A 12,702-nucleotide genomic window follows, 5' to 3' on the forward strand; every position below is an offset into this window, starting at 1 on the left:
GTCTGAATTGATACGAGTAAAGCGCTAGCCCCGTTACTTGCCACCTAGCACCAAGACAAAAAAAATCCCGTTACCGCCAAAAGCGAAACGGGATTTTTTATTATTTAAAAGCTACCGATATTAGTAGCTATAGTAGAAGCGAACGCCTGCAATGCGCGGCATACCACGAACATAGGTAGGAATACCTAAACCACCACCCGTATTACCAGCATCAATTACATATTCTTTATCGAAGGCATTTTCTAAATACACTTCATACGCAAAGCTGCTGGCTTCTTGTGAGAACTGTACTGAAATATCTGTTAAAGAATGAGTATCTTGCGATAAACCCGGGTAATTACTGCTTTCAAAGAATACTTCAGACTGGAAGCTAGTTAACCAATTCACATTTACAAGCCAGTTTTGAACTTCAAATTCCTTATTGATGTTTATCGCACCGCTCACTTCTGGCGCTAAGCGGAATTTATTGCCAGCATATTGAAATGGGCTACCATCGGCCGTTTCATCAGCAAATTCTGCGTCTAAGAAACCAATGCTACCGGTAATCGATAAGGTATCGCTGTAATGGTAGGTTCCCATGCCTTCAATACCGGACATGGTTGAATCACCCACGGTTACGGTAATGGATTGTAAAGTTTCAGGATCAGTATAAGACTGCTGATAATCGCTATATTCATAGGTAAAAACCGCACCGGAGAAGGTGAAATTGTTACTTTGATATTTAACGCCTAAATCGTAGCTATCAACAATTTCAGCTTTAGTCGTCGATACACCAGAGAAGTCGGCATTAACTACAGGTGAGCGACGGCCTCGGGCGTAGTTCGCATAGAGATTCCAGTTATCGTTCATGTCATAACTTACAGCAAAACGAGGTAGCGTATCGTCAAAGTCGCCTTCCCCCTCAAATTCAAACGTGCCTGAATCTAATGTATAGGTATTTTTGGTATAGCGAGTTTCATCAATGTAGCGCACGCCGGCGGTCACATTCACTTTATCAGTCACAAAGTAAGAAACTTCTGCCACATAAGAAGTAATGTCTAACTCAGCTTCAAAGATGTACGGGCCTTGAATTATAGTAGAGGGGAAGTCTGCACTTGAAATTGGCGTGCCATCGGCATTAAACAATGAAGACACTAACATAGCGCGCAAAGCTTCAATTTCTTCAAGCGAGGCATCGGTAGCAATGTTTTGATTGAGCGGAATATTCGAAGACGCTTCTAATTGCGCTTTTACCGCATCGAAGGTGCCGCGTACAAACGGGTCTACCATAACGTAATACGGCAATATTGAGTCGTCTTGGCTTACTGAGGCGCCCACAAAAGCCACCAGCTTTTCGCCCGCATCATAAACCAAGCGCATAGAACCACCGCTTAGTGTTGCATCGTTATCGAAGTAAGCATCTTGAATTCTAAGGGCCGAACCATCGGCATCAAACCCTTCACTCACTTCTACATCTTTATAATACGCATCGCCATGAAACATTAAGCTGTTGCTAATATCGTAATCTAATGAAATATCGTAGGCCTGCAGTGTACGCTCAATACCAAGCTCACTGCCCATACTAAATTCAGCCGCTGTAAACGGGCTGGTATCGCCGCCATTAGGCGCAATCGAGCCTGATTTAAATGCAATACCTGGTTGGTCGTTATATTCCATTGAAGCACGGGCTATTATTTCAAAGTTATCGTAGCTGGCTTTCCATGTACCACGTAGGGCTTGTACTGAAATACCTTGCAGATCTTCACTGTTACAGGGCACGGTATTACCTAAATGATCAATCATGTCGGCGTTGCCATAGTAGCTGTCTTCAGAGCAGGCATTGTTTTCTACAATACCGTCCATCTGACGATATAAGCCGGCAATACGCACGCTATGATTGTCATTAATAGGTGTATTGACCATGAACTCGGCTTCTTTGCCCGACTCAGTGTCGTAACCTAGCTGAACCCTTGCTTCCTTTTCATTGGTAGGCAAGTGAGAGTGAATACTGATAGCACCGTTAGCCGCGGCAACACCAAATAGTGTGGGCTGCGGGCCTTTTAATACTTCGACACGAGCAATATCGTAAAGCGCTACACTTGATACTGTTTTCTTACTGATATCGAAGCCATCTTGATATACCGAGATACGTGGAGTAGCCGAAACGGAAGAGCCGTCGTCTGTAACGCCACGAATATTAAATGAAGGTAGGCTTACCGCTTGTTCTTGAATTTGAACGTTTGGCAAAACGCGAGAAAGCTCATCAAGTTCCATAATGTTTGTGCGCTCTAAAAAGTCGCCTGAAATAACATCCATGGTTACCGGAACATCCATTATCGATTGCTCACGCATTTGAGCAGTAACGGTAATTTCTTCAATGTAGTCTTTCTCATCTGCTGGTGAATCTGTATTAGCAAATGTTGGGGCGGCCAATGCACTAAAAATAGCGCTGGCTAATAGCGTTTTTGAAAACATGTGTGTCCCTTAATGAATATCTCGTTAATGTGTTCTGCGCTTGGTTGTGTGTGTTTTTTCATGGTTTATTGCAGTAGTGGTCAGAGCTCTGCAAAGCAGATGAATCTAATCTTGTTATAAGACGAAATGATGAAGCGAAGGTGACAGGTAAGAGGCAGTTTTATGACAACATGTTTCAAAACCCAATAAATATCATGCACGTATATAAGTACACAATGAATGTGTTGGATTGGAGTAAGAGGCTATTGATAGCCTACTGGATGTTTTTTCTTGCGGTTTTAATTTATTAAAGTCGCACTATATTACGTTTTAAGTGAATTGCGGTTTAAGTGAATTTGCTCAAGCATTGTTGCAGTGGGGGAAGTTTTCGAGCGCGCCATATACTTTTTAGCGAACGTGCTTAATGGCGGGCGAACGTGCTACCAGTGATTGCTAGCCTAAGTGGATTAGCTGTCTAGTGGGCGTTTTGCTGCGCGTACTGCTTTAGGGTGCATTAGCTGTTCAAGCTTGCTTAAGTAACTGGCTATTTTTTGATGCTGTGCTTTGTCGTTAGTGACTGAGTTATGTAACCAATGATAGGCATCTTGATAGTCGTAAGGGCTGCCGTAACCGTCAAGAAATAGCTCAACTAACTGCAATTGCGCCTTTAAACTTTTAAGCGCTGCGGCTTCTCGCAAATACACTACCGCTCTTTCTTTATTTTGTTGTACTAAAGTGCCGTTCGCATAATAACGACCTAACTGTTCTAACGCAGCAGGGAAACCTTGGTTCGCTGCATCTTCAATATGGGTCATGCCCCTGGCAGGTTCAGCATCTACACATACGCCCCAGGCTAACATATCGCCCCATAAAAACTGGTAGGCAGGCACTTTAAGTATATCCGCACGGGCTTCAATATCTTGTACAAGCTGACACCTATCGGCGACCACTTTATCTAAGTGGGTGTTGGCATTAATCATATCGATAAGCGCATTTTGATCGTATAACTGTACCGCACGAATTTCATCAATGGTTTCCCCTTCAGCCAACACCGCGGCGCTGAAAAGTGTAGAAAGCAATAAACAGATTGTGGGCAGTGAATACAGTTTCATATCAATGGCTTCTTTATTTAGACGTTGGTATTTTAAGTTAAAGTCTTAAGTTAAAGTCTGAGGTTAATGTCTACAAACCATGCTTCTAAAGCGTTTAGGTATAATGGCAAAGAAACAAATAAGGGTATGAATATGACGATATTTGCATCTAGACCTTAATGGCTATGTTTAATTATCGGCCATTAAAGCGAATACTTAATGCTAGTTTAACGAGGCTTGTTTAACGGGGCATGTTAAACAGCAGCCCCGCTACAAGCGTGTATTCTTTAGTGGCTACTTTTGCGGTTACACAACGCCGATTGCAGATGGCGGGAATGATCGGCCAAATCTATTCCTAAGTCGGTAAGGTAACCGCCATCGGGCTGAGTAATCAGACCCTTTGCATAAAGTCTTGATGCAGCATTCACCATTGATTGGCTGGCATCGTGATGTATCTTTAGGCCTTGTAATAAACTGTCTGTAGGGAACTTAACTAATAAGTTAAGTTCGTCGAGCATGTCCTGGTCAAATATTGTCATACACTCACCTTAGGCAAAAAAGGGTATTATTGTTTTTCACTCTTTTGTATTGACAGTTCAACTACTTGAAGTTCAACCGCACTAACGCTATCAGACTACCATTTACGTAGGGTGTCCAGATTATTTTATCAACATACGCCGCTAAAACCTGATAAGCCACCCTTTTAGCCCACTGAACTGATCGGACTTTGTGTCGAAATAGTATATTCTTGTTCCTAACTTTAGTCTGCGGATACCCCCTGTTCAAATGAAGTACAAAGATTTACGTGACTTTATTCACCAGTTGGAAGCCAAAGGTGAATTGGTTCGCATTAGCCAGCCAATCGATACCGATTTAGAAATGACCGAAATAGCTGACCGTACATTACGTGCCGGTGGCCCTGCGCTATTATTTGAAAACCCTAAAAACCATAGCATGCCTGTATTGGCCAACTTATTTGGCACACCAGAACGTGTGGCAATGGGAATGGGGCAAGAATCGGTTGCGGCACTTCGAGAAGTGGGCGAATTACTGGCCTATTTAAAAGAACCCGAACCACCTAAAGGACTAAAGGATTTATGGCAAAAACTGCCTGTTTTTAAACAGGTACTGAATATGCCAGCCAAGGTCGTAAAAAAAGCACCTTGCCAAGAAGTCGTACTAACCGGTGATGATGTCGATTTAGGTAAACTGCCTATCCAGCGTTGCTGGCCCGGTGATGCCGCGCCGCTTATTACGTGGGGGTTAAGTGTGACTAAAGGCCCGCATAAAAACCGCCAGAACCTAGGTATCTATCGCCAGCAGGTTATCGGTAAGAACAAGCTTATTATGCGTTGGTTATCTCACCGTGGTGGTGCGCTCGATTTTCGTGAATGGTGCCAAACTCACCCAGGAAAACCCTATCCGGTAAGCGTGGCACTAGGGGCCGATCCGGCCACTATTTTAGGTGCCGTTACTCCTGTGCCTGACACCCTTTCCGAATATGCCTTTGCAGGGTTGTTGCGAGGCGATAAAACTGAAGTGGTTAAATCGATAAGTAACGACCTGCAAGTGCCTGCAAGCGCTGAAATTGTTCTGGAAGGTTATATTGCACAAGACGAAGTCGCGCCCGAAGGGCCTTACGGCGATCATACTGGTTACTACAACGAAGTTGATGACTTCCCTGTGTTTACGGTAACCCATATTACCCATCGTAAAGATCCTATTTACCATTCAACGTATACCGGTCGCCCGCCTGATGAGCCAGCTATTTTAGGCGTAGCATTAAACGAAGTATTCGTGCCTATTTTGCAAAAACAGTTTCCAGAAATTGTAGACTTTTACCTACCGCCAGAAGGGTGTTCTTACCGCATGGCTGTGGTTACCATGAAAAAACAATATCCGGGTCATGCTAAGCGCGTAATGATGGGGGTTTGGTCGTTTTTACGACAGTTTATGTACACAAAGTTTGTGATAGTGTGCGATGACGACGTAAACGCCCGCGACTGGAACGATGTGATTTGGGCCATTACCACGCGTATGGATCCGGCACGCGATACGGTTATGATTGAAAATACTCCCATCGACTATTTAGATTTTGCTTCGCCAGTGTCTGGCCTTGGGTCGAAGATGGGGATGGACGCCACCAATAAAATGCCCGGCGAAACCGACCGTGAATGGGGCGAACCCATTGTGATGGACGAAGACGTGAAAAAACGGGTGGATGATATCTGGGATGAACTTGGTATCATGGACTTACCAACGGCGAAACGCTAACAGCAAACGTAAGAAGAGATTACATGTCAGAAATTAAATGTAAGGTTGCCAGCATCACGCCGTTAACCGACGTAGTATACAAAATTGAATTAACACCTCCCGCGCCAGTTGCCTTTCAAGCAGGCCAGTACGCACTTATTGATATGGGCGAAAAAGACAAGCGCCCCTTCTCTATTGCCAATGCAGCCTATGATAATTCACGCATTGAACTTCACATTGGCGCAGAGCCTGGCAATACTTTCGCCGGCGAAGTATTAAGTCGGATGAAAGAAGAAGGCGAAATTAGTCTTAGCGTAAATAACGGTGAAGCCTTTTTACAATCAAATGGCTTGCCGATGGTACTAATCGCTGGCGGCACAGGCTTTTCCTACACCTACTCTATCTTACAGCAGCATCTGAACAGCGGTGATAAAACACCTATTACCCTTTATTGGGGAGGCCGTCATACCGGTGATTTATATCTATCAGAAGCGCTAAATGCACTCGCTGCCAAGCACGATAACTTTACCTTTGTACCTGTAGTGGAATTTGCCGAAGACGACTGGAAAGGTAGAACAGGATGGGTTCACCATGCAGTATTAGCCGACCATACAGACTTCGAACACATGCAAGTGTATGTAGCAGGGCGTTTTGAAATGGCTAAAACTGTACGTGAAGACTTTACCGTTCGCGGCTTAAAAGTAGAAAACCTATTTGGCGATGCCTTCGCGTTTATTTAAACATACGTACATATTGTTACATTTTAAAATGGTGACTTTGTACATACAGAGATAGTATGAAAATTGATTAACAAAGCGTTGAGCACCTTCCCACTGACTGCTCAACGAGTTGCTTTGTTATAATCGGTATCCAAAGGGCGGGATAGCCCTTTTTGGCCTAGCAAGAAGCATTGCCACCTTAATTGTTTGTTTTTGCTTTTGCTTGCGCCTTTTCTTGACGTATGTAGGAGTAAATCATGTATAACACCAAAAATCTTCTTGTTGCTTCAGTCGCCATGGGCTTGATTGGCTGCGGTGGTAGCGATGGTACCCCAGATACACAAACGCCTCCATCTGGTGGCGGAAACTCTTCATTTGAATATATTGTTAACGCCTCTTACACATCGAAGTGCGGCACTATTACTCCCCAACCTGAAGCGGTTATCGTACGGCATGATGCATCAGGCGACGCTGTAGAAGTCTATGAAGCCGATGAAAATGGCGATATTACGATAGACTATGGTGATGTAGCCACTTTCAGCTCAATTACTTTCTCAATCGGCGACAGTGGCCGCTTTCCTGAAGTAAAAACCTACGTGTCGGTTACCGCCGATAAAATTTTTGATATGACTTCCTTTCCCGGTGCCGATGATAATGTGACTCAATGTGAATGCGAGAGTGTCACTTTTGATATCAGTGAATTTACTTCATCAGGCGGTGTTACCGTGCGTGCATCTGCGGCCAATACTAATGAGCAAACGTATTTATCTAGCATTGACGACGTGGCTGAAGCGGAAGTGTGTAGAGCGGTTGATGGCGAATGGCCTAGTTTAGCAGTCGTTATTTCAACTCCCATTAACGGCCAGCCGTACCAAGAAATAGAGGTGTACAGCACCGAGATATCTGATTATGACGTTGATAGCACGAATAATATTTCACTATCAGATGCACACCTTAATACGAACGTTCCTTATTTAGTCACCAATACCCCTGTATTTACTGAAAGCAATTACCGCGTATCAAGTTCTAGCCAGATTGAAGATTTACACTCTTTTGGTTTTTACACAGGCGCTGACTCACTCGCCTTTTTACCGCAAAGTTTACCTATTTACAGCGAAAGCGAAAACTTGGAAACCTATCTTACATTTCAAGAAACAACCTATGATGAGATACTTTTTGATGACATAGAAGGTTTCGTTTGGATGGACATGGTGTCTGGTGTTTCGGTCGATTCAGATTATGCAGGCGTCGTCGATTTTACCGTGATGGAACCAACCCCATTCCTTGAAGCCGCTCAAGATATGCTTTCAGGCGACGATTATGATTTCTCCAATACCGGTGCCGACAATGTTTACCTGTATTTCAGTTCAGATGGTGAATTTTCTTTCAGCTTGACCACTCCCGCTCAAGGTTCAATGAGCATTCTTGATACGCTGAATTTTGATGATGTTGTTTTACCTTTCGAACTAGATTTAGACATAACACAGGAAATAGAGTCAGGGTTCTTGTATCTGCGAGCGGAAGACGTACTAAATACAACTGATTATCTTGAATCTTTATCTGATTGGAGTAATTCTTCATTTGGTGCCCTTTATATAGCAAGATAGTTAGCAACTTGCTTTCACCTTTGTCAATAGCCTCTTTTTGAAGAGGCTATTCTTAATACACCTTTTAATTCGACCATTAACTTCTCCACACGTTAACCCCATTTGTTGCTTTCTTTCGTATCCAGTATGGTTATAAAAAAAGAGATGGAGAAAACAATGATAAAAAGCATTCCTACATTCGTAAAAATTTCAGCGTTAGCAGTATTACCACTTTCCTTGACCTTTACAGCGCAAGCGCAAAATGAACAACAACAAGCCTTGTACAAAATAGCCGAAGACATTTCCCCCAAGCGCATTGAAAGCGATATCACCACCCTTGTGAATTTTGGAACCCGACATACCTTATCGGAAACCGAATCAGATACCCGAGGCATAGGGGCCGCAAGGCGCTGGATTAAGTCTGAGTTTGAAAAGATATCAGCCGAATGTGGTGGTTGCTTAGACGTGTATTTTCAGTCTGAAACCATTAGCGGTGAAAAACGTATACCCGACCCTGTCGAGGTAGTAAGCGTTATTGCTATTCAACGCGGCAGTACCGATCCAGAACGTTACGTGATGATGTCTGGTGATATAGATTCTCGCGTATCTGATGTGATGGATTTCACATCAGACTCACCTGGCGCAAACGATAATGCATCGGGCGTAGCTGGAACACTGGAAGCCGCACGCATACTATCGAAATATAAGTTTAACGGTAGCATTGTGTACGCCGCACTAGCAGGGGAAGAACAAGGCCTGTTTGGTGGGCGTATTATGGCAAACCAAGTTCAAAAAGATGGCTGGCGGTTAAAAGCAGTATTGAACAACGACATGATTGGCAATATAGAGGGCGTTAATGGGGTTATCAACAACACCACGGCGCGCATATTTGCTGAAGGCACTCGCGTAACCGAAACCACAGATGAAGCTCGCACCCGCCGCTTCACAGGTGGAGAAGTCGATTCACCAAGCAGAAACTTAGCAAGATACATTGATAACATTGCCGACCAATACATTGAGAATCTAGATACCATGGTCATTTATCGATTAGATCGCTTTGGTCGTGGCGGGCACCATCGCCCCTTCAACGATTTAGGTTTCCCCGGTATTCGTATTATGGAAACCAATGAAAACTACACTCGCCAGCATCAGGATCTTCGAGAAGAAGATGGTATCAAGTATGGCGATACCTTAGACGGTGTGAATTTTGATTACGCAGCCAAGCTAACTGGTTTAAACGCAGTATCGCTAGCGGCTATGGCTTGGGCGCCCAACCCGCCAGCTAACGTAAAAATTAAAGGCGCCGTTCAGCCTTCTACCACATTAATGTGGGATATAGCAGATACAGCGCAAAACCCTCAACTGTCGGGCTATAAAGTTTACTGGCGTCATACCGATGCACCGCAATGGGAATTTAGTAAGTTTGTTGGTAAGGTGAACGAAGCCACGTTAGAAAACGTAGTAATTGACAACTACTTTTTCGGGGTTGCCAGTGTGAACAACGATGGCATTGAAAGCCCAGTTGTATTCCCAGGCGCTGCAGGCAGTTTTGGCCAGTAACGGTTATACTGTTGATAGGTAATAGCGCCTATAGATAATAATAATGTTGTTTTGGAGATGTCGCCCGTGTTGGTGAGAGTCATCGCTTTATTAAGTTTTATCACCGTGGTGGCGCCGTTAAAGGCAAACAGTGTCACACTTGCCGCAGCGCCATTTGAAACTTACGTAAGCGATGAGGGCGAACCTTCAAGACTCACGTCTATCGTTGAAGCGGCGTTCTCGCGAATGCAAACCGACCTGGAGCTTCAGGTTATGCGCGATGCTTTCTTAGGTAGCGCAGTACGTTCTGGTAAGGTGGATGGCGAGTTCGCCTATATAGATTTAGGTGAAAGAAAAGACACGGTTACCCTTTCAGCCCCCTACCTTCCCATCTATTTATATGCCACGGGTAAAAAATACGATGTTGAAGAGATTAAGCTGATACCGCATTTAAAAGACAGCCGCGTAGCGATAGAAAACCGCTTTGCTAATACGCCAAAGTTCCGCATGCTAAAAGAAATCAAGTGGTCACGTAATCCCAGCACGTACGACGCTTTTAAGCAGCTAGCCGATGACAGAGCGCCGTATTTAATTACTACCCACTTGTTGATTGAAGAGTTTAATTTACTTCTTGATAAAGACGGTGAAGAGCTTTTACACGTATCTTCAGCATCGTTGATGAACGCTGGTTTTTCCTTGGCACTTGGCACAAGTACGCCTAACGCTAAGGCCACTATTGAAGCGTTTGAACAAACCATTCAGGTCATGCAACAAGATGGCAGTTACAATAAAATTCTGGGGCTACCTTGGCTATCCAAAGACATTAACAACGACGGTATCGCCGACTATATTGGTGAAACTAGTGTGAGCCTTGTACCCACAGATACACTTACCGCCTACCCACTCGATAAATCGTTACCTGGTGATAGCAGTATTTACGTTATTGATGGTGTTATCGTTGAAACGAAAGCTGAAGCGATGGCTATGCTTGATGGCGTTAAGGCCGAGCGAGAAAGTTTGCTCGACCCTGATGTTTATAAAACCATGATTAGACGCTGGTAGTTATTTAACTGCGCTTTTTATTGCGCTTTTTATTGCGCTTTTTATTGCGCTTTTTAGGAGCAGATTTTAGCAGTGCCTTTTGCTAGCACTGTAGAAGAGCGCCCTTATAGTCAATCATTTTGCGAAACCGCTCTCGCTTTCTTAATTTTCAACTAGTGATTTCAAGAATATCAAATGTTGAGCCAGCATCCCCTCTGATTAACAAAATACAATCGGAAGTTTGCGCCGGAAACTCTATTTTGTTCTCCCAACCTTCTATATATTTTTGTTGATAATCGTTGCATCTAAGCTCCACTGAATCAACATTCCCTTGAGAAACTTCAACTTTAAATGTTGAGGGATCATACGTTTGAGACCACGCGCCTAAATGACTCAGCTGACCTTTAGTGACGTTTGCTGACCCAGTCGCTTTAGCAGCCTTCAGTGCATCTGCAAATTGTTGATAGGTTTCTTCAGATAAATTAAGGCCATTAACACTTCCCATTCGCGAAAGGGTTTCGGCGGCACCATTAAAATTGCCGAAATAAAGCTGTGACTGAAAAAGATTCACCGTCGACTTAGCCAATATTGCTATAGGCAAGTGTTCGTATAAATCTACTGTAATTTGGGATTGGCGCATATATTCTAAAAAATTTTCATTTTTATAATAATAGATAGACTTTAACCACGCAGCCAAAGCATGTTCGTTTAAATTTTTAGTATGGTCTTCTACCAAATTGTCTATGGATTTTTTTATGTTAAGCATATCTGCGGTAGGGCTAGAAAGCGCATCTATGGTAGCTTGGTATTCTTTTGCAAAGGCAGGCGTCACGCTACCTTCGCTATGGCCAGCCTCTGAGTATGTGTGTTTAACAAACAGAGTTTGAGCACTTGCTACTGGCTTATTGTTAACGAGCGCAGGAGAATATTGAAGGTTTCTTATGTATTTAGTGACTTTTTTGACATATCTGTCTTTGCCTGAATAATCAAAAACAACGATATCTTTCGTTGTGCCGTCTTTGTCTATTATAAATGAAACTCTTGTCCAACCTTCCATGCCTCCGCGCGAGGTAAAGGTCTCTTCCACTTTATTAGCATTTTTTATTATTTTGGCGGCTTTAACTTCTTTGCTGTTACCATTGGCAAAAGAGAAGCTGCTGGACACGATCAATAACACGCATAATAGCGCAGAAAATATTTTCACAATTTATCCCTAATTTTTAGCGTGTTAAAAGTAATAAACCTCAACATCGCGTTTCCTGTTTAATTCTATATTGTTTATAGCACCTATCTTTTAAACTTAACAATAAATCGAAACGTCACGAGACAACTTATCAACGAACATAAGATTCACCATGCCCATTTATGTCGTTTTCGAGTTCCTCCTAACATAATTTTCATCTGATACTTGTTGATCTCAATCAAACTTCGGCATAAACTTTCAGTAATTTCTGAAAGTTCAGCAGGTATAGACATGAAAATGACACCACTTATTACTTCCGCGGTTATGCATTTCGGCGAAATGGGCAGTCGTTGGGGCTTTAACCGTACTGTGGGCCAAATTTTGGCGCTGATTGTACTTGCTGATGAACCCATCTCAGCGCAAGAAATCGCCGACGCGCTAAATATATCTCGCGGCAACACCAGCATGGGATTAAAGGAGCTTCAGTCGTGGCGCTTGGTAAAACAGCACCTTGTCCCTGGCGAACGAAAAGAGTTCTTTATTGCAGGCGGTGACATTTGGACCCTAGCAAACCGCGTATTCGAAGAGCGCCGCAAACGCGAAATAGACCCTACCATGAGTTTATTGCGAGATTTATTACTCGATACGCCCGCCAACAAAACTGAAGCCAACGCACAAGATAAGCTGAATGAAATTCATGACTTATTAGAGTCGGTAACCGCATGGTCACAAGAGCTTCAAAACCTAGGCCCAGATAAACTTAACACCTTGATGAAACTCGGCTCGGGTGTTGGCCGTATGTTAGAACTGAAAGACAAAATTCTTCCGGGAAAAAATTCCGTTAATTAAGGAGACTA

At 43.4% G+C, this 12,702-nt stretch carries 10 protein-coding genes; 6 read left to right on the forward strand and 4 right to left on the reverse strand.

Going from position 1 to position 12,702, the window contains the following annotated elements:
- Positions 1 to 120: 120 nt before the first annotated feature.
- The 3 genes from AMBT_RS18800 to AMBT_RS18810 form a co-directional block, all read right to left on the reverse strand.
- Positions 121 to 2,454: a TonB-dependent receptor gene (locus tag AMBT_RS18800; protein ID WP_013786235.1), complete on the reverse strand. Its 2,334-nt coding sequence runs from the start codon at positions 2,452 to 2,454 to the stop codon at positions 121 to 123.
- A 446-nt stretch (positions 2,455 to 2,900) separates the two neighbouring features.
- On the reverse strand, positions 2,901 to 3,545 hold the full coding sequence (locus AMBT_RS18805; protein ID WP_013786236.1) for a tetratricopeptide repeat protein: 645 nt from the start codon (positions 3,543 to 3,545) through the stop codon (positions 2,901 to 2,903).
- 266 nt (positions 3,546 to 3,811) lie between these two features.
- Complete coding sequence (locus AMBT_RS18810; RefSeq protein WP_013786237.1) at positions 3,812 to 4,063, reverse strand: TIGR02647 family protein; 252 nt, start codon at positions 4,061 to 4,063, stop codon at positions 3,812 to 3,814.
- 247 nt (positions 4,064 to 4,310) lie between these two features.
- Between AMBT_RS18810 and ubiD the strand changes: the two genes are divergently transcribed.
- From ubiD to AMBT_RS18835, 5 genes are all read left to right on the forward strand, one after another.
- Positions 4,311 to 5,798 carry a 4-hydroxy-3-polyprenylbenzoate decarboxylase gene (gene ubiD / locus AMBT_RS18815; RefSeq protein WP_013786238.1) on the forward strand — a complete coding sequence of 496 codons (1,488 nt, stop codon included), beginning with the start codon at positions 4,311 to 4,313 and terminating at the stop codon, positions 5,796 to 5,798.
- Positions 5,799 to 5,821: 23 nt separating this feature from the next.
- The gene (gene fre / locus AMBT_RS18820) at positions 5,822 to 6,517 is read left to right on the forward strand and encodes an NAD(P)H-flavin reductase (protein ID WP_013786239.1); all 696 of its coding nucleotides are present in this window, start codon (positions 5,822 to 5,824) and stop codon (positions 6,515 to 6,517) included.
- A 236-nt stretch (positions 6,518 to 6,753) separates the two neighbouring features.
- Positions 6,754 to 8,103: a hypothetical protein gene (locus AMBT_RS18825; protein WP_013786240.1), complete on the forward strand. Its 1,350-nt coding sequence runs from the start codon at positions 6,754 to 6,756 to the stop codon at positions 8,101 to 8,103.
- Positions 8,104 to 8,259: 156 nt separating this feature from the next.
- The gene (locus tag AMBT_RS18830; protein WP_013786241.1) at positions 8,260 to 9,642 is read left to right on the forward strand and encodes a M28 family metallopeptidase; all 1,383 of its coding nucleotides are present in this window, start codon (positions 8,260 to 8,262) and stop codon (positions 9,640 to 9,642) included.
- A 57-nt stretch (positions 9,643 to 9,699) separates the two neighbouring features.
- Positions 9,700 to 10,683: a substrate-binding periplasmic protein gene (locus tag AMBT_RS18835; RefSeq protein ID WP_126871751.1), complete on the forward strand. Its 984-nt coding sequence runs from the start codon at positions 9,700 to 9,702 to the stop codon at positions 10,681 to 10,683.
- 148 nt (positions 10,684 to 10,831) lie between these two features.
- Here AMBT_RS18835 and AMBT_RS18840 read toward each other — a convergent pair whose 3' ends face one another.
- Positions 10,832 to 11,866 (reverse strand): energy transducer TonB, encoded by a 1,035-nt coding sequence (locus AMBT_RS18840; protein ID WP_013786243.1) that lies wholly within the window; start codon positions 11,864 to 11,866, stop codon positions 10,832 to 10,834.
- A gap of 270 nt (positions 11,867 to 12,136) precedes the next feature.
- On the opposite strand from AMBT_RS18840, the gene AMBT_RS18845 reads away from it, so the two are divergent.
- The gene (locus AMBT_RS18845) at positions 12,137 to 12,694 is read left to right on the forward strand and encodes a GbsR/MarR family transcriptional regulator (RefSeq protein ID WP_013786244.1); all 558 of its coding nucleotides are present in this window, start codon (positions 12,137 to 12,139) and stop codon (positions 12,692 to 12,694) included.
- Positions 12,695 to 12,702 lie beyond the last annotated feature (8 nt).

Origin of the sequence: Alteromonas naphthalenivorans, from assembly GCF_000213655.1 — a bacterium.
GTDB lineage: Bacteria > Pseudomonadota > Gammaproteobacteria > Enterobacterales > Alteromonadaceae > Alteromonas > Alteromonas naphthalenivorans.